The organism is Mesorhizobium sp. M8A.F.Ca.ET.165.01.1.1 (assembly GCF_004792065.1).
Taxonomy (GTDB): Bacteria; Pseudomonadota; Alphaproteobacteria; order Rhizobiales; family Rhizobiaceae; genus Mesorhizobium.
This window is the reverse complement of record NZ_SRTH01000010.1, coordinates 185,670-202,453: the sequence shown is the minus strand read 5'-3', so window position 1 is coordinate 202,453 and position 16,784 is coordinate 185,670. Positions and strand designations below refer to the sequence as shown.

16 protein-coding genes are annotated in these 16,784 nt (G+C 63.9%); 10 read left to right on the top strand and 6 right to left on the bottom strand.

The window, feature by feature from the left end; genetic code table 11:
* The first annotated feature begins 223 nt into the window (after nucleotides 1-223).
* Together EN808_RS24375 and EN808_RS24370 are read left to right on the top strand one after the other, a co-directional pair.
* Nucleotides 224-1,627, top strand: coding sequence for an MATE family efflux transporter (locus EN808_RS24375; RefSeq protein WP_127871273.1), 1,404 nt, complete (start codon nucleotides 224-226; stop codon nucleotides 1,625-1,627).
* Between the two features lie 163 nt (nucleotides 1,628-1,790).
* Complete coding sequence (locus EN808_RS24370) at nucleotides 1,791-2,147, top strand: VOC family protein (RefSeq protein WP_127279975.1); 357 nt, start codon at nucleotides 1,791-1,793, stop codon at nucleotides 2,145-2,147.
* Between the two features lie 224 nt (nucleotides 2,148-2,371).
* Here EN808_RS24370 and EN808_RS24360 read toward each other — a convergent pair whose 3' ends face one another.
* The 5 genes from EN808_RS24360 to speB all read right to left on the bottom strand — a co-directional run bounded on the left by EN808_RS24360 (nucleotide 2,372) and on the right by speB (nucleotide 6,351).
* The gene (locus EN808_RS24360) at nucleotides 2,372-2,806 is read right to left on the bottom strand and encodes a peptidylprolyl isomerase (RefSeq protein ID WP_127279976.1); all 435 of its coding nucleotides are present in this window, start codon (nucleotides 2,804-2,806) and stop codon (nucleotides 2,372-2,374) included.
* Between the two features lie 285 nt (nucleotides 2,807-3,091).
* Nucleotides 3,092-3,739, bottom strand: coding sequence for an amino acid ABC transporter permease (locus EN808_RS24355; protein WP_127279977.1), 648 nt, complete (start codon nucleotides 3,737-3,739; stop codon nucleotides 3,092-3,094).
* Nucleotides 3,736-4,392 carry an amino acid ABC transporter permease gene (locus tag EN808_RS24350; RefSeq protein ID WP_127279978.1) on the bottom strand — a complete coding sequence of 219 codons (657 nt, stop codon included), beginning with the start codon at nucleotides 4,390-4,392 and terminating at the stop codon, nucleotides 3,736-3,738. Before EN808_RS24350 ends, EN808_RS24355 begins: the two co-directional genes overlap by 4 nt.
* Nucleotides 4,393-4,398: 6 nt before the next feature.
* On the bottom strand, nucleotides 4,399-5,208 hold the full coding sequence (locus EN808_RS24345; RefSeq protein WP_127279979.1) for a transporter substrate-binding domain-containing protein: 810 nt from the start codon (nucleotides 5,206-5,208) through the stop codon (nucleotides 4,399-4,401).
* Nucleotides 5,209-5,289: 81 nt separating this feature from the next.
* Nucleotides 5,290-6,351 carry an agmatinase gene (speB, locus tag EN808_RS24340; RefSeq protein WP_127279980.1) on the bottom strand — a complete coding sequence of 354 codons (1,062 nt, stop codon included), beginning with the start codon at nucleotides 6,349-6,351 and terminating at the stop codon, nucleotides 5,290-5,292.
* Between the two features lie 210 nt (nucleotides 6,352-6,561).
* On the opposite strand from speB, the gene gcvA reads away from it, so the two are divergent.
* The 8 genes from gcvA to EN808_RS24295 all read left to right on the top strand — a co-directional run bounded on the left by gcvA (nucleotide 6,562) and on the right by EN808_RS24295 (nucleotide 15,356).
* Nucleotides 6,562-7,533 carry a transcriptional regulator GcvA gene (gene gcvA / locus EN808_RS24335; protein WP_135917082.1) on the top strand — a complete coding sequence of 324 codons (972 nt, stop codon included), beginning with the start codon at nucleotides 6,562-6,564 and terminating at the stop codon, nucleotides 7,531-7,533.
* A 119-nt stretch (nucleotides 7,534-7,652) separates the two neighbouring features.
* Entirely contained in the window at nucleotides 7,653-8,957 is a 1,305-nt protein-coding gene (pncB, locus tag EN808_RS24330; RefSeq protein ID WP_127871276.1) for a nicotinate phosphoribosyltransferase, read from the top strand.
* Nucleotides 8,958-9,021: 64 nt separating this feature from the next.
* Complete coding sequence (locus EN808_RS24325) at nucleotides 9,022-10,407, top strand: hypothetical protein (protein WP_189524162.1); 1,386 nt, start codon at nucleotides 9,022-9,024, stop codon at nucleotides 10,405-10,407.
* A gap of 157 nt (nucleotides 10,408-10,564) precedes the next feature.
* Nucleotides 10,565-11,869, top strand: a complete 1,305-nt coding sequence (locus EN808_RS24320) for an ABC transporter substrate-binding protein (protein ID WP_127278104.1) — start codon at nucleotides 10,565-10,567, stop codon at nucleotides 11,867-11,869.
* Nucleotides 11,870-12,089: 220 nt separating this feature from the next.
* Nucleotides 12,090-12,971, top strand: a complete 882-nt coding sequence (locus EN808_RS24310; protein ID WP_135882705.1) for a branched-chain amino acid ABC transporter permease — start codon at nucleotides 12,090-12,092, stop codon at nucleotides 12,969-12,971.
* The gene (locus EN808_RS24305) at nucleotides 12,968-13,930 is read left to right on the top strand and encodes a branched-chain amino acid ABC transporter permease (protein ID WP_135917081.1); all 963 of its coding nucleotides are present in this window, start codon (nucleotides 12,968-12,970) and stop codon (nucleotides 13,928-13,930) included. Before EN808_RS24310 ends, EN808_RS24305 begins: the two co-directional genes overlap by 4 nt.
* Nucleotides 13,927-14,652, top strand: coding sequence for an ABC transporter ATP-binding protein (locus tag EN808_RS24300; RefSeq protein ID WP_135917080.1), 726 nt, complete (start codon nucleotides 13,927-13,929; stop codon nucleotides 14,650-14,652). The genes EN808_RS24305 and EN808_RS24300 overlap by 4 nt, the downstream gene beginning before the upstream one ends.
* Nucleotides 14,649-15,356: an ABC transporter ATP-binding protein gene (locus EN808_RS24295; RefSeq protein WP_135917079.1), complete on the top strand. Its 708-nt coding sequence runs from the start codon at nucleotides 14,649-14,651 to the stop codon at nucleotides 15,354-15,356. The genes EN808_RS24300 and EN808_RS24295 overlap by 4 nt, the downstream gene beginning before the upstream one ends.
* Here EN808_RS24295 and EN808_RS24290 read toward each other — a convergent pair whose 3' ends face one another.
* Entirely contained in the window at nucleotides 15,357-16,781 is a 1,425-nt protein-coding gene (locus EN808_RS24290; RefSeq protein ID WP_189524161.1) for a sodium:proton antiporter, read from the bottom strand.
* Between the last annotated feature and the right edge of the window lie 3 nt (nucleotides 16,782-16,784).

Sequence of the window (16,784 nt, the reverse complement as noted above, 5' to 3'; positions counted from 1 at the left end):
GTTGCCGATGTCCAATCCGTAGCAGCCCCCGGCCGGCAAGGGAACGAGGCGACGCCTGCCGGGCAAAGCCGCTGGCTCAATCTGTTCACGCGCCTCCTCCCTTGCCTTCATGTCGCATTTCGTTCAATAGACGGCGCAAACGCCGCGAAACCGAAGGTTTTGCCGTTTGCAATGCGGCTTCCGGCTCTTTGCCGATGCGCCGCAACCTTGAAAGAGCAGGACAATGTCCGCGATCGAAGCCGGCGCCCGCGCGCCGGAAAATCTTTGGCGCCAGGAAATCAGGGCGACGCTGGCGCTGGCCTGGCCGATGGTGCTGACCAATCTCGGCCAGACGGCGATGACCGCGACCGACGTCATGATGATGGGGCGCCTCGGTGCCGACACGCTGGCCAGCGGCGCGCTTGGCGCCAACCTCTATTTCATGCCGCTGATCTTCGGCCTCGGCCTGATGCTGGCGACCTCGCCGATGATCGCCACCGAGCTTGGCCGCCGCCGCCATTCCGTGCGCGACCTGCGCCGCACCGTGCGCCAGGGCCTCTGGCTGGCAATCCTGATCTCGATCCCGATCTGGCTCGTTCTCTGGCACGGCGAGGCCATCCTGCTGGCGATGGGGCAGGAGCCCGCGCTGGCGCATCAGGCCGGCATCTATCTGCGCTGGCTCGAATGGGCGGTGCTGCCCTTCTACGGCTACATCGTGCTGCGTTCGTTCATCTCGGCGCTCGAGCGGCCGGGCTGGGCGCTGGTCATCGTCTTCGTCGCCGTGGCTTTCAACGTGTTTGCTAACTGGGTGTTCATGTTCGGCAATCTGGGTGTTCCGGCGATGGGCATCGCCGGCTCGGGCCTTGCCACCTCGCTGTCCAGCACGCTGATGTTCGTCGGCATGGCTGTCGTGGTGATGTGGGAGAAGAAGTTCCGGCGCTACCATCTGTTCGGCCGCTTCTGGCGGTCCGACTGGCCGCGCTTCAAGGGCCTGCTGCGGCTCGGCCTGCCGATCGCCGGCATCCTCGCCTTCGAGGTGACGATCTTCAACGCGGCGGCGCTGCTGATGGGCCTGATCGACGCCGATTCGCTGGCGGCGCACGCGATCGCCATCCAGATCGCCTCGATCTCCTTCATGGTCCCGCTCGGCCTCAACCAGGCGGTGACGGTTCGGGTCGGGCTGGCGCATGGCGCCGGCAATCCCGAGGGCGTGTCGCGTGCCGGCTGGACCGCCTTCGTCATCGGCGTTTCGTTCATGGCGCTGATGGGGCTGGTGATGGTGCTTTGGCCGCATCTCCTGATCAGCGCCTTCATCGACCTGGGCAATCCCGCCAATGCCAGGGTGATCGCGCTTGCCGTGTCGTTCCTGGTCTTTGCCGCCCTGTTCCAGGTCTTCGACGGCGCGCAGGCGGTTGCCGCCGGCATGCTGCGCGGCCTGCACGACACCAAGGTGCCGATGATCTATGCCGCGATCGGCTACTGGGGCGTCGGCCTGCCGCTCGGCGTGCTGCTCGCCTTCCATTTCGGCTTCCACGGCGTCGGCATCTGGATCGGCCTGTCATCGGGGCTGGCCGTGGTGGCGGCGCTGCTTCTGGCGCGCTGGCTGCGGCGCAACCGCATCGCGCCGTCGCTGGCGTTCGGACATTGAGACCACGGGTGCCGATAGCAAAGGGCCGCATGGCTCAACATCGCTGCTCATCAAATGGCGCTATCAGAAGCGCCGAGACGCCAGACCTGCCGAAATCGCGCCAAATGCGGAACTCACTCAATGTTCAAGCGTTGGCGGATTTCAATCAGGATTGAGGCACACGATGGATATCCAAGGTATTTACGCCGCTCTGGCCACGACGAATATGGCAGCGTCGGAGCGCTTTTACACACTCCTGTTCGAACGCCGGCCGGACGACCGTCCCATGGACAGCCTGATCCAGTGGCGTGGCGTCGCGGGCGCAAACATCCAGATATTTCTCAATGAAAGCAACGCTGGATCAAGCATGTGCACGATCGTCGTGCCAAACATGGACAAGGCCCGTGCATCGCTGGAACGCGTGGGCCTGACCCTGGGAAAAGAAAAAGCCGGCGATTTCGGCAGGGTGGCGCATATTCGCGATCCGGACGGCAATCAGCTCACCCTGGCCGAGCCACCCGGCGCCACCCAAGCACGATGAGGGGCCCCAACGCCGGGTGATCGCGTTCACCTTGTCATTCCTGGTCCTTGCCATTGGTTGGGCAATTCCCGTTTTCGTCTGGCTCAATCAGTTGCCGTCCGACGACGTCGCGCAGAGCAGCCTGCGGATATCGCCGAACCCGGCGATCGACCCGAACACCAGCGCCGCCACCGCGACGAAGAACACCGAACTTTCAGTCGTGATTCATCCCGTTGACGCCGGAACTACGCCGCCTGGACGATCTCGACCAGTTCAACGTCGAACACCAGGTCCTTTCCGGCCAACGGATGATTGCCGTCTAGCTTGACGCTGGCGTCGTTCACGCCGACGACCGTTACCGGCATGGGGCGCCCCTCGCTGGTTCTGACCTGCAATCGGGTACCGATATCGACATTGATGTTATCCGGCACGCGGGCGCGGTCGATGGTCATGACCGCTTCGGGGCGGTGGGGGCCATAGGCGGCTTCGGCGGGAACGGTGACGGTGCTTTTCGCGCCGACCTCCATGCCCTCGACATGGGTTTCAAGACCGGAGATCACCTGCCCTTCACCCAGGGTGAATTGCAACGGTTCGCCGCCGGAAGCGTCGAATTGAGTGCCGTCGGCCAGACATCCAGTATAATTGATGCGCACGGTGTCGCCATTCTTGGCCTGTGTCATGGCAGTTATCCTTTTGGGAGCTTTTTGAGGGGACCGGCCAGAGGTCACGGTCCCGTTTTCGATCATCCACGCACCAAAGTGCGCGGCGCGAAACTCTAAAACTAGGTGACCGGCTGCAGATGTAAAGCGCTGGAGCTGCCAAACGGCTTCTCCATGTGCCGCCTTCATTCGCGTGCGGCCTGCGCGATAATGCCCGCCGCCGGCCTTCAGCGCAGGTCAAGCCACCACCGAAATCACTCAATGTAGTCGCGGTCGATGTTGGCCAACGCAACGTGCTCTCGCGGCTCAGATCGCCGACGCTCGCTTCTCAAGTCTGCGCGCATATTGCGTCAGTGGAAAGCACATGACGAAGAAGATGAGCGCCACCAGTCCGTAGACTTTGAACGGCTCGAAAGTGGCGTTGTTGATGGCGTTCGAGGTCCGCACCAGCTCCTCGAAGCCGATGATCGAGGTCAGCGCTGTCGACTTGATCAATTGCACCAGGAACCCGACGGTCGGCGCGCGGGTGATGGCGAACGCCTGCGGCAGGATGATCAGCCTGAGTTCCTGCAGATAGTGCAGGCCGAGGCTGGCTCCGGCATCCCATTGACCAAGCGGCAGCGCGTCGACACCGGAGCGCCAGATCTCGGCCAGATAGGCGCTGGCGAAGAAGGTCAGGCCGAGCACGGCCGCCGTCCAGGGCTCGATGCGTAGGCCGAGCATCGGCAGACCGAAGAACATCAGGAAGAGCTGCATCAACAGCGGCGTTCCCTGGAACAGCGCGATATAGCCGGAGGCAAGGCGCCGGCTCCATTTGTTCCTGGAAATCCGCAGGAACAGCACCGCCATCCCGACCACGGCGCCGCCGACAAAGGCAGCCAGCGACAACAGCACCGTCCAGCGTGTGGCCAGCAGCAGGTTGCGCACGATGTCCCAGAGGGTGAACTCGATCATGACACGCCAGCTCCGAGCGCGCGGCGCCCGCCGGTGACCAGCAGCCGGCGCAGGGCCATCGACAGGGCGAGATAGACCAGCGTCACGACGAAATAGGTCTCGAACGAGCGAAAAGTGCGCGCCTGCAGCATGTCGGCCTCATAGGTCAGCTCGCGCACGGCGATCTGCGACACGACGGCCGACTCCAGCATCATGATGACGATCTGGCTGGTCAGCGCGGGATAAATCACCTTGAGCGCCTGCGGCAGTACGATCTTGATGAACACCTGGCGCGGCCGCAGCCCGAGTGCCAGCGCCGCTTCCGTCTGCCCGTGCGGCACCGCGTCGAGCCCGGCGCCGACGATTTCGATCGTATAGGCGGCCATGTTGAGCGTCATCGCCAGCATGGCCGCGAGGATCGGGTCGAGCCTGATGCCGAGGCTCGGCAGACCGAAGAAGATGAAAAACAGCTGCACCAGGAAAGGCGTGTTGCGCATCACCTCGACATACCAGGCGATGGCGTGGCGCAGCAGAGCGGGACCGTTTCGCCGTCCGGCGGCCCCCAGGATGCTGAGCAGCGTTCCCGCCAGCGTTGTCACGGCGATCAAAAGGATCGTCGTGGCGGCGCCGTGGGCGATGTCGCTCACGGCACCTGGAAGCCAGCCGAAGGCCACGGCAGCTCAATCCTTGAGGTTGTCGGGGTTGAGCGGCGTCTTCAGCCAGGCCTTCGAGCTTTCATCCAGCTTGCCGTCAGCCAGCATCTTGGCGACGGCATCGTTGACGGCCTTCTTGAGGGCATCCTCATTCTTGTTGAGGCCGATATGCGAGGGCGAGGTCAGAAGCTGGAACTTCTGTTCCGGCTTCAGCACGTCCTGCTTCGCCAGAACCTGGGCGCCGACATCGTTGCCGACGACCATCAACTGGGTCTGGCCGGAAATGAAGGCCTGGATCACCGAATTGTAGTTGTCGAAGCGCTTGATGTCGGCAGAAGCGGGCGCTGCCTCGGTGAGCGAGGTGTCTTCCAGCGTGCCGCGATTGACGGCGATCGACTTGTCGGCAAGGTCTTCCTTGCCCTTCACCGACATCGCCGCCGGACCGATCACCGCGATGTAGTACGGCGCGTAGGCGGCGGCGAAGTCGATGACCTGCTCGCGTTCCTTCGAGTAGCCGACGCTCATCAGGATGTCGACGCGGTGGTCGTTGAGGTAAGGGATGCGGTTCTGGCCGGTGACGGCCACGGTGTTGAGCTTCACCTTGAGCGTGTCGGCGATGTACTGCGCGACATCAATGTCGTAGCCCTTGAGGCTCATGTCGGCACTGGCCGAGGAGAAAGGCGGGAAGTCGGCGAAAACGCCGACATTGATGGTGCCGGCCTTGGTGATATCGGCCAGCGCGTCGGCCTTGGCCGCCTGCGTGGCGAGGCCGAGACCTGCCGCGCCCAGGACCAGGACGGCGGCGATGGATGATTTGAACGTCGATCGGATTGTCATTGTCATTCCCCTTCTGGATGCTTTTGATTGTTTGGGTCGGCCGCCGGCTCCAGCGCGGCGGCCGCCTTTGCTTTCCGGCCGTCAGGCTCCCTTGCCGGCGAGGGCCGGGCTGAACACCATCAGGCTCAGGATCTCGAACAGCACCTGCGCGCCGGCATGCGCGGTGTTGGTGGTCGCGTCATATTGCGGCGCCACCTCGACGACGTCGCCGCCGACGATGTTGAGGCCCTTGAGGCCGCGCAGCAGCTCGAGCACTTCGCGCGTGGTCAGCCCGCCGACTTCTGGCGTGCCGGTGCCCGGCGCGAAGGCCGGATCGACGCTGTCGATGTCGAAGGACACATAGGTCGGGCCATGGCCAACGATCTTGCGCGCCTTCTCGATGATGGCGGGAATGCCGAGCCCGGTCACCTCCTCGGCATGGACCACGGTCATCCCGGACTCGTAGGTGAACTCCCACAGATACTCGGCGGCGCCGCGTATGCCGATCTGGATGGTGCGCGTCGGGTCGAGCACGCCGTCCAGCACCGCGTTGCGGAACGGTCCGCCGTGGTGGAATTTGGTCAGGTCGAACAGCCCGCTGGTGTCGCAATGGGCGTCGATGTGGATGAGCCCGACCGGCGCCTTCTTGCCGACAGCCTTCAGGATCGGGTGCGTGATCGAGTGGTCGCCACCGACCGACAATGGGATGACACCGGCGTCGACGATCTGATTGATGCGCCGCTCGATATCCTCATGGCTGGTCTCCAGCCTGTAGCGGCTCTGGAACGGAACGTCGCCGATGTCGGCGACCCTGAGCTCATGCGTCGGCGCGCATTCCAGCACATGATTGTAGGGGCCGATGCGCTCGATGGCCCGCAATGCGCGCGGCCCGAAGCGCGAGCCCGGCCGGTTGGTGACGCCAAGATCCATCGGCACGCCAATGATCGCCACCTGCAGGTCACCAAAGTCCGGATTGTCAGCGGCGATTTCGCGATAAGGCGCCGTGAGGAACGTCGGGATGCCGGAATAGGGCGCCAGCCGCGTGCCGCTCTTGGAAAAGATCTTGTCGGCGACCTTGCGGAATTTCGGGTCGAACATCTCGCCGCCATGGCTCTCGCCATATTTGCGACGCAGCGCGTCGAGCTTGCCGCGATCGTATCCCATATCCGCTCCTCCTCAGGTGATGCAGTGTTGCCGTCGGTGATCTCGGGCGAACCGACCGTCATCCGGCCGGGCCGCTGTCCCGCTGGCTGAATGCAGATTTCACGTCTTGATGTTGTTCCGGGCAAAAGTGTCCGGCAGCCGCATTGAAAAAGCAATTGATATTGTTAGGGTGGTTTCTGTGAGAAAATCTCACAATGAAGCCGAGCGTCCATGGCCAAGCGCCTGCCACCTCTCAACCCACTGCGCGCCTTCGAGGCCACGGCGCGCCATGCCTCGCTGACCAAGGCGGCGAGTGAGCTGTATGTCACGCATGGCGCCGTCAGCCACCAGATCAAGGCGCTGGAGCAATCGCTCGGCGTCAAGTTGTTCGAACGCGTCGGCCAGCGGGTCAAGCTGACCCCGCATGGCGCCGAACTTTTGCCGGCGGTGTCGACGGCCTTCGACGGCATCGCCGCCGCAACGCAAAGGCTGACGCGGCCGGCAAGCAGCGGCGCGCTGTCGGTGTCCTGCGTGCCGGCACTGCTGCTTTTGTGGATGACGCCGAGGCTCGGCAGCTTCACCGCGCAATATCCTGATATCCAGCTGACGCTCATCCCCTCCAACGACCCCAGGGATATCCGGGCGCCGCATATCGATGTCTGCGTGCACTATGGCGATGGCAGCTGGACCGATTGCTGGATGCGCAAATGGTCGGGCCTGGAGCTGTTCCCGGTGGTCAGCCCGACGCTGATCAACAACCGGCCGATCCGCAATGTTCGCGACCTCGCCGACCATGTCTTGCTGCATGGTGACGATGGCCGCGAGTGGCACACCTGGCTGGCCGCCGCCGACGCGCTGGACCTGGAGCGCGGTCGGCGCCATCATCTCGGCGATGCGCGCATGACGGCGGAGGCCGCGGTGCACGGCCATGGCGTGGCGCTGGGCGACTCGGTGACGGCAAGCGCGCTGCTGGCCAGGGGCATGCTGGTCGCTCCGTTCAGCCTGTCGGTGCCCGCGGTCGATGATTTCTATGTCGTTTGCCGCAACGAAATGCGGGCGACGCCGATCGTGCAGGTGTTCATGGACTGGCTGTTCGCCGAGAAGGCGGGGGATGACGGCCGCGCCGGCGCCCCCGTGGCGGGCCGCCTCGTCACCCGCCGCAAACGTCCAGCGCTCAAGGTGATGGGCGGCAAACCCTCGTAGCCGCACGCAGGGCTTTCTTTTTGTCGGGCCAGCCTGAAAGCGGGGAGCGTTTTGGTCAATTCGATGCTATGAGGCCTGTCGCTATTGTGGTGGCAGAGCAGCGAAGGCGGTAACGAGACATGGCCAAGACCGATATTGCGCGGCGCGTCTACAACCACACCTGGAAGCTCGACCCGATCGTGCGCAGCCTGCTCGATACCGATTTTTACAAGCTTTTGATGCTGCAGATGATCTGGGGGATGTATCCCAAGGTCGATGCCACTTTTTCGCTGATCAACCGCACCACCTCGGTTCGGCTCGCCGACGAGATCGACGAAGGCGAGTTGCGCGAACAACTCGACCATGCCCGCACGCTGCGCTTCTCCAAGAAGGAGATGATCTGGCTCGGCGGCAACAATTTCTACGGCCGCAAGCAGATTTTCGAACCGGAATTCCTCGCCTGGCTGGAAGGCTTCCGGCTGCCCGACTATGAGCTCTCCAGGCATGACGGCCAGTACGAGCTCTCCTTCTCCGGCCCGTGGATGTACACCACGCTGTGGGAGATCCCCGCGCTCGCCATCATCAACGAATTGCGTTCGCGGGCCGCATTGCGGTCGTTCGGGCCGTTCGCGCTCGACGTGCTCTATGCCCGCGCCAAGGCCAAGATGTGGGCCAAGACCGAACGGCTGAAGGCGCTGCCCGGCATCCGCATTTCCGATTTCGGCACCCGGCGGCGCCATTCCTTCCTGTGGCAGCGCTGGTGCGTCGAGGCGCTGAAGGAAGGCATTGGCGAAGCCTTCACCGGCACCTCCAATGTGCTTCTGGCCATGGACAACGACCTCGAAGCGCTCGGCACCAACGCGCATGAACTGCCGATGGTGTTTGCGGCACTCGCCAATTCGGAAAAAGAGCTGAAGCAGTCACCCTACAAGGTGCTGCAGGATTGGCAGCGTTACTATGGCGGCAATCTGCTGATCGTGCTGCCCGACGCCTTCGGCACCGCTTCCTTCCTGCGCGACGCGCCGGACTGGGTCGCCGACTGGACGGGCTTCCGTCCCGACAGCGCGCCGCCGATCGAGGGCGGTGAGAAAATCATCGACTGGTGGCGCGAGAAGGGCAAGGACCCCAGGCAGAAGCTGCTGATCTTCTCCGACGGGCTCGAGGTCGAGACCATCGAGGAAACCTACCGCCACTTCAAAGGCAAGGTGCGCATGTCCTTCGGCTGGGGCACCAACCTGACCAATGATTTCGAAGGCTGCGCGCCGACGGAGACCAACAGCCTCGATGCCATATCGCTGGTCTGCAAGGTGACCGAGGCCAATGGCAGGCCGGCGGTGAAACTGTCCGACAACCCGGCCAAGGCGACCGGCGATCTCAAGGAGATCGAGCGGTATTTGCGCATTTTTGGCGCTAAGGATCGCGTGGAGCAACTGGTCAAGGTTTGAGGAGGTAGGCGGGATCTTGGAGAGGTCGAGTTCCGCCGTAGAGGGCTGTCGCTGGTCATTAGCGTTGCTGTCTGCCGCTTTGGGGCTCGTCTTACCCACCCCCGCTTTCGCCCATGCCTCCGACCGTGGCCACGTCCTCCTCCTTCCAACCGGCTATTATCTCATCGGCGGTGCCTTCGCCGTCGCCGCCAGTTTCCTTGTCCTTGCCCTGCTGCCGCCCGACACCATCGACCGTTTCTGGCGTCGGCGCCTGCCGCTTTTCACATTCAGTGACAGTGCCCGAGCCACTATCAGCTTAGTGTCCTTTGCCGGCTTTGTAATCCTCATCACCGCGGGCCCCTTCGGCAGCCGCGATCCGCTTTCCAATCCGCTGCCTTTGGTGGTGTGGACGCTGCTATGGGCCGGGCTGACCCTGCTGCAAGGGGTGTTCGGCGATCTCTGGTCGTGGCTCAACCCGTGGTACGGCCCCTGGCGGTTGCTGTCCCGCCTGACGGGCAGAGGCGATGAGGTGGCCAGGCAACTTCCGCAATGGCTTGGCTGCTGGCCGGCCGTCATCCTGTTCCTGGCCTTTGCCTGGTTCGAACTCATCGATCCGGCGCCGGACGATCCGGCACGGCTTGCCTTTGCCGCCGGCTTCTATTGGCTGGTTACTTTTATCGCCATGCTGGTGTTCGGCTACGACAAGTGGAGCCGCGGCGGCGAATTCCTCGGCATCTTCTTCTCAATGGTGTCGCGCTTCGCGGCCGTCGCGCGCGACGATGACGGCCGGCTCGCGCTGTGCTGGCCGGGCGCCAAGCTGCTGGCGGCCGAACCCTTGCCGGCCAGCGGCATGGCGTTCCTGCTGCTCGCTCTGTCCTCGGTCTCGTTCGACGGCCTGTCGAAAACCTTCTTCTGGCTCGGCCTGTTCGGCATCAACCCGCTGGAATTTCCCGGCCGCACGGCGGTGATCGACAGCGGCACGCTGGGACTCGGTATGACATTCGCGCTGCTGACAGCGGTGTTCCTTCTCGCCGTCTTTCTCGGCCAGCGTCTTGCCCGCAGCGATCGGTCTCTCGCCCAGTCGGCGGGACTGCTGGTGTGGTCGATCGTGCCGATCGCGCTCGCCTATCATGTCGCGCACTATCTGACGGCGCTGCTGGTCGACGGCCAGTATGCTTTGGCCTCCCTGTCCGATCCATTCGCGCTGGGCTGGAACCTGTTCGGCACCGCCGACATGCAGGTCGAAGCCGGCATCGTTGCCGGCGCCGGCTCCGCATGGTGGCTGTGGAATGTCCAGGCCAGCGCCATCATCCTTGGCCATGTGCTGGCGGTTCTCGTCGCCCACGGCTTTGCCTGGCGCCTGCATCCCCAGCCCACTCGCGCCGCGCTCAGCCAGTTTCCGCTCACTGTTTTGATGATCGCCTACACCATTTTCGGTCTTTGGCTGCTTGCCACGCCGACGGTCGGATGAGACAAGCCATCCCGTGCGGGCTTGCCCCCACGGAAAGCTCGCTTGCCAGGCCAAGCCTTTGGTGATTTAGTTTGTACACATGCAATTTTGCATCCTCTTGCCGAGGATGTTCGAGCCGCCTTATCGTTGGTCAAAACGCAAAAACAGGGGAACGAACGTGACTGACAAGAACGGATTTTTCGACCTCTCCAAAACCACACTTACCCGCCGCAATGCGCTGAAGGGTCTCGCCGCCGGCGCCGGTCTCGCCATGGCGCCCGGCTTTGTCCGCTATTCCCAGGCGCAAAGCTCGGCGCCGATCAAGATCGGTTTCCAGTCGCACCGAACCGGCATCGGCGCCGCCTATGGCCGCTGGTATGAGAAGACCACCGCCGCCGCGATCAAGGCGATCAATGCCGCCGGCGGCATCAATGGCCGTCAGGTCGAGGTCATCATCGAGGATGACGGCACCGATCCTGGCCGCGGCGCCGAGGTGGTCGGCAAGTTCGCCACACAGCACAAGACCGACATCGTCTTCGGCACGCTGTTCTCGCATGTCGTCATCGGCTCGGCGCCCGCCGCCGGCGAAGCCAAGATGCCCTATTTCGTCGTCAGCGAAGGCCACCACGTCGCCTCGACCAAGCTCAACCGTTACGTCTTCCAGCCCGGCATCACCGATGTGAAGAGCCAGATCCAGTCGATGGCGCCGTGGATCGCGGCCAATGCCGGCAAGAAGGTGACGCAGATATTCCCCGATTTCGCCTTCGGCTACGACCATCGCGACTACCTGCCGCCGGCGCTGAAGGCGCAAGGCGCCGAGGTGATTGCCCAGATCGCCATTCCGCCGACGGAATCGTCCTTCACCAAATATTTCCCGCAGATCCCGGCCGAGACCGAGGTGATCTACCATGTCATGGTCGGACCGGCGGTGCTCACCTTCGTCAAGGAACTCGGCGAATTCTACGGCTCCAACCGGCCGCAATTGTTCGGTTTCATCGATTCGCTCGAAGCCACCGACATCAATAGCCCCGGCCTGGAATTCCTCGACGGCAGCCACTTTTGGGAGGGCTCGCCGCGCTATGCGCAACCGGATGATTCCGCCGCGCAGAAAGCCTATCGCGCCGCCGTCGGCATCGACGACAATGGCGCCGCTGTCGGCGATCCCAAGGATGTCTCCACCGCCGCGCACATGTTCGGCTGCTGGGAGACGCTCTACGTCGTCAAGAAGGCGATGGAAGACGCCGGCTACAAGGGACCGGAAGATCGCGCCAAGCTGGTCGAGGCGACCGAAGCGCTGAAGGAATTCGCCGAAGGGCCTGAGCATCCGCAGGGGCCAAAAACCTTCAACGGCAAGATCCATCAGTGCTTTGGCATCCAGAACATCTCCAAGGTCGAAGGCGGCAAGCTCAAGGTCGTGCACAAGACCAAGATCGAGGACGGGCTTTACGAGGCCGAGGGGGATTACACGACGCAGGCGCTGTAGGTCTGGCTAACCAGCAAGCGTGAGCGCGAAGCGACCCCCCTCTGTCCTGCCGGACATCTCCCCCTCAAGGGGGGAGATCGGCCGGGATGACTGCTTTCGCCAATCGTCAAAGACGATAGATCGCCGCCGTCGCAGGAGCTGCCAATCTCCCCCCTTGAGGGGGAGATGCCCGGCAGGGCAGAGGGGGGCGCTTCGCGCCGCCCTATCGAGCGTGTAATCAATGCACTTCGGACCTCATCTCCTCCTGGCAACCCTCGAAGGCCTCGTCACCTCGGCCGTGCTGGCGCTGACGGCGCTGGGCTTGTCGCTGGTGTTCGGCGTCATGCGTGTCGTTAACGTCGCCCATGGCGAGTTCTTCATGCTCGGCGCCGTGCTTGCCTGGGCGATCACATCAGCAATCGGCGGCCACCCCGCGCTCGGCTTCCTGGCAGCGCTGGTGATCGCGCCGCTGATCGTCGGCGCCATCGCGCTGGTCGCCGAACGGCTGGTGCTGCGCCGGCTCAATTACAACCCTGAAGCCACCATCGTCGCCACCATCGGCATGCTCTACATCATCCAGCAGCTGGCGTTGACTTTCTATGGTCCCGAAGCGCGGCCGGTGGAGCCGCCCTTCAGCTATCGCATCCTTCTGCCGTGGTTCGGCTATTCCGGCTACAAGCTGTCGATCATCGCCGCATCCGCTGTCCTGTTGATCGCGACATGGCTGGTGCTGACGCGCACGAAGATCGGCCTCATCATGCGCGCCACGCAGTACGACAGCGAGACGGCGCAAGCCTTCGGCATCTCTGTCGGCCGCGTCTATGGCGGCGTCTTCGCGCTTGGCGCCATGCTGGCGGCGATCGCTGCGGTGCTGATCGTGCCGATCAGCCAGGCGCACTACCTGATGGGACAGGACCCGCTGCTCTTGTCCTTCATCGTCGTCATCATCGGCGGCCTCGGCTCGCTGCGCGGCACCGTCGTCGCCGCCGTGCTGATCGGCCTGTCCGACGGCATCATCTCGATGTTCTTCTCGCCGACCTTGGCCAAGATCATCGCCACGCTGCTGGTCGCCATGGTGCTGGTGTTCCGGCCGCAAGGCCTGTTCGGGACGGCATCGCGATGAGCGAAGCTTCGCCGGTAAAGGCCTACGCGCTGCATCTCGGCGCCATCGCCCTGCTCTTCGTGCTGAGCTTCCTTTTGCCGGAGTACTATCACGGCCTGCTCGCCCGCATCATGGTGCTGGCGGTCTTCGCCATGGGCTACAACATGCTGTTCGGCTATGTCGGCCTGCTCAGTTTGGGCCACGCCATGTTCTTCGGCGCCGGGCTCTATGGCGCCGGGCTCGCCGTCATCCAGCTCGGCTGGAGCGTGCCCGCGGCATTCGCCGCTGGTCTCGGCTGTGGTGCCGTCCTCTCCCTGATCATTGGCCTTCTGGCGCTGCGCACCACGGGCGTTGCCTTCATGATCGTCACCATGATGTTCGCCCAGGTCTTTTATCTTCTCATCCTCTATTTCGCGGCTTGGACCGGGGGCGACCAGGGCATGGTGGTGCCGCAGCCGGCGCGTGTCCTCACGTTCGGCGCAACCTCGCTCGACCTCACCAACCCGACCGTGCGCTATATCTGCGCGCTGTCGCTGTTCTCGCTCGTGGTGCTGATCACGCTCGCCATCGTCCGCTCTCGCTATGGCCGCGTGTTGGTCGCCATCCGCGAGAACGAAGAACGCACGAAGATGCTGGGCTACGACACCTTCTCCAACAAGCTCGCCGCCGTCGTCGTCTCCGGCACGATCTGCGCTGCCTCGGGTGCCGCCTACGCGCTGCTGTTCGGCTATGTCGGCTCGAGCTTCGCCTCGGTGCAATACTCGATCCTGCCGCTGCTGTGGGTGCTGCTCGGGGGTGCCGCCACGACGCTCGGACCGCTGATCGGCACGCTGTTCATGTACTATGTCATCGACGTCACCAGCGGCTACACATCGGCCTATCTGCTGATCGTCGGCGTTGCGCTGATCCTGCTGGTGCTGTTCTTCCCCAAGGGCATTCTCGGCAGCATCCGCCAGCGCTGGCTCGGATGGCTGCCATGACGCCGCTTTTGACCACCAAGGGCCTGTCGCGCAATTTCGGCGGCCTGCGCGCCGTCGACAGCGTCGACTTCACCTTGATGCCCGGAGAAATCCGCGCCGTCATCGGGCCCAACGGGGCAGGCAAGACCACTTTCGTCAGCCTGGTCAGCGGCCGCATCCGGCCATCTTCGGGGGCGATCCTCTTCGACGGCGCCGACATCACCGGCCTGCCGGCCTATGTCAGGGTCCGCCAGGGCATCGCCTACACCTTCCAGATCACCAGCGTTTTCGCCAACCTGCCTGCCTACGACAATGTCGCGCTGCCGGTGCAGCGCACGTTGAGCGACGGCCGCTCGAAGGGTGCGGTGCGCGCCGGCGTCATGTCGGCGCTCGAACGCACCGGGCTGGCCGGCCGCGCCCATATGCCGGCCGGGCAGTTGTCCTACGGGCATCAGCGATTGCTCGAAGTGGCGATGGGCCTGGCGCTGAAACCGCGCCTGCTGATCCTCGACGAGCCGACGCAAGGCCTTGCCGATAGCGAGATCGACAATTTCGTCGAACTGGTACGCGACATCGCCAAGAGCGCCACCGTGCTGCTGATCGAGCACAACATGCCTGTGGTCATGCATCTGGCCGACCGCATCACCGTCTTCAACGCCGGCAGGATCCTGGCCGAGGGCGCGCCCGAAGCGATCCGAAACGACGCGGCGGTGCAGGACGCCTATCTGGGGACCGCCCCATGACCGATGCATTGGTGATCTCGGGGCTGGACTGCTTCTATGGCGAGGTCCAGGTGCTCTACGGGCTCGATCTCGTGCTGAACAAGGGCGAGGTGCTGTGCCTGTTCGGCCGCAATGGCGCCGGCAAGACGACGACGCTGAAGGCGATCATGGGCCTGGTTCCGGCGAGTGGCGGCTCGATCAGGCTCGCCGGCCGGGAGTTGACCGGCCTGCCGGCGCATGAAGTACCGAAGGCCGGCGTCGCCTATGTACCGCAGGGAAGGCGGCTGTTCGCCGAGATGACGGTGGCTGAAAACATCGAGATCGGGCTGATGGCGCGCGGCAAGGGCAAGGCGACGCGCGAGAACGTCCTCGACCTTTTCCCGCTGCTGCGCCAGCGGCTGCGGCAGCGCTCCGGCACCTTGTCCGGCGGCGAGCAGCAGATGCTGGCCATGGCGCGTGCGCTCTGTCTCGAGCCGCAGGTGCTTTTGCTCGACGAACCGACCGAAGGGTTGATGCCGTCGATGATCGCCAAGATCCGCGAGACTGTATCGAAGCTGCGCGAGCTGGGCGTCTCCACCATCCTGGTCGAGCAGCGGGTCGACGCTGTGTTGTCGGTCGCCGACCGAGTCTCGTTCATCGAGAACGGCCGCAACCGCGAGACGGTCGATGTCGAGGCCCTGCGCGCCGACCCGTCGGCGGTCAGGCGCTATGTCGGCGTCGGCTGATCAACCGAGAAACAGAAAGCCGGCGATCAAGAAGGTCGGGATCAACACCAGCCCGGACCACAGCATATAGCCGAAGAAGCCGGGCATCTTGACGCCGCGGTGCCTGGCAATGGCATAGACCATGAAGTTGGGCGCGTTGCCGATATAGGTGTTGGCGCCCATGAACACAGCGCCCGCCGAGATCGCGGCAAGCGTCGAGGCGAACTCCGTCATCAGGTGTTGGGGGTCGCCGCCGGCCAGCTCGAAAAACACCAGATAGGTCGGCGCATTGTCGAGGAAGGACGACAGCGCCCCGGTCAGCCAGAAATAGGCGAGGTCGTTGGGTGTGCCTTGCGCCGAGGTGACGAGCGCGACCAGCGGCGCCAGCGCGCCGTCATGGCCGGCTCTCAAAATGGCGACGACCGGAACGATGCAGATAAAGATGCCGGCAAACAACTTGGCCACTTCCGCGATCGGTCCCCAGTTGAAGCCGTTTGCTCGGCGGTGGCTCTTGTAGGAGAGGGGAAGCGATAGCAGGGCCAGCGCGAGGATGATCGCGTCGCGTACCAGGTTCTGCAGTTCGAGACCGACGCCGAACACGGAAAAGCTCACGTCCGGCTTCCAGGCCGCCGACAGCAGGATGGCGCCGATCACACCGGCCAGCAGCGGGACGTTGGCCAGGCCGCGCAGGCGCACTTTCGTGTCCGGTGTTGGGTCCTTGATCTTCGGTGCCCCGGCCTCGCGCCGGTGCAGGATGAGGTCGATCGCCAGGAAGACGGCGAGCACGACCACCACGACGAACAGCGTCTCGCGCCAGAGATTGGCGGTCGTCCAGAAGAAATCGACGCCGCGCAGGAAGCCGACGAACAGCGGCGGGTCGCCGAGCGGCGTCAGCGAGCCGCCAATGTTGGACACCAGGAAAATGAAGAAGATGACGACATGGGCATTGAAAGGCCTGTTGTCGTTGGCGCGCAGGATCGGCCGGATCAGGATCATCGAGGCGCCCGTCGTGCCGATCACCGAGGCAAGCGCCGCCCCGACGACCAGCAGTCCGGCATTGACCAGCGGTGTCCCGTGGATGTTGCCGGCAAGCAGGATGCCGCCTGAAATCGTGTAGAGCGCAAACAGCAGGACAATGAACGACATGTATTCGGTGAGCAGCGCGTGCAGCACCGCCTCGGTTGCCGCCGGGGTGCCGAAGGCGACCGCGAGCGGCACGATCACCAGCGCCGCCCACAAGGCAGCGATCTTGCCGTAGTGGTGTTCCCAGACATGGTGGAACAGCAGCGGACCGGTGGCGATCGACAGGAGCAGTCCGGCAAAAGGCAGCGCCCACCAGAGCGACATGGCGGCGCCCGGCAGGCCATGCTCTTCTGCCGCCAAGGCCGATGCCGGAAACAGCAACGCGACGATGATCGCGCCGGCCGCCCCGATCGCCATCGGCATGCA

What these genes read in the sequence shown, in the direction of transcription:
- EN808_RS24310 (WP_135882705.1), top strand. Translation starts at nt 12,090, where the DNA reads ATGCACTTCGGACCTCATCTCCTCCTGGCAACCCTCGAAGGCCTCGTC.
- EN808_RS24345 (WP_127279979.1), bottom strand. Translation starts at nt 5,208, where the DNA reads ATGACAATCCGATCGACGTTCAAATCATCCATCGCCGCCGTCCTGGTC.
- EN808_RS24360 (WP_127279976.1), bottom strand. Translation starts at nt 2,806, where the DNA reads ATGACACAGGCCAAGAATGGCGACACCGTGCGCATCAATTATACTGGA.
- EN808_RS24290 (WP_189524161.1), bottom strand. Translation starts at nt 16,781, where the DNA reads ATGCCGATGGCGATCGGGGCGGCCGGCGCGATCATCGTCGCGTTGCTG.
- EN808_RS24375 (WP_127871273.1), top strand. Translation starts at nt 224, where the DNA reads ATGTCCGCGATCGAAGCCGGCGCCCGCGCGCCGGAAAATCTTTGGCGC.
- pncB (WP_127871276.1), top strand. Translation starts at nt 7,653, where the DNA reads ATGGCCAAGACCGATATTGCGCGGCGCGTCTACAACCACACCTGGAAG.
- EN808_RS24370 (WP_127279975.1), top strand. Translation starts at nt 1,791, where the DNA reads ATGGATATCCAAGGTATTTACGCCGCTCTGGCCACGACGAATATGGCA.
- EN808_RS24355 (WP_127279977.1), bottom strand. Translation starts at nt 3,739, where the DNA reads ATGATCGAGTTCACCCTCTGGGACATCGTGCGCAACCTGCTGCTGGCC.
- EN808_RS24305 (WP_135917081.1), top strand. Translation starts at nt 12,968, where the DNA reads ATGAGCGAAGCTTCGCCGGTAAAGGCCTACGCGCTGCATCTCGGCGCC.
- gcvA (WP_135917082.1), top strand. Translation starts at nt 6,562, where the DNA reads ATGGCCAAGCGCCTGCCACCTCTCAACCCACTGCGCGCCTTCGAGGCC.
- speB (WP_127279980.1), bottom strand. Translation starts at nt 6,351, where the DNA reads ATGGGATACGATCGCGGCAAGCTCGACGCGCTGCGTCGCAAATATGGC.
- EN808_RS24295 (WP_135917079.1), top strand. Translation starts at nt 14,649, where the DNA reads ATGACCGATGCATTGGTGATCTCGGGGCTGGACTGCTTCTATGGCGAG.
- EN808_RS24300 (WP_135917080.1), top strand. Translation starts at nt 13,927, where the DNA reads ATGACGCCGCTTTTGACCACCAAGGGCCTGTCGCGCAATTTCGGCGGC.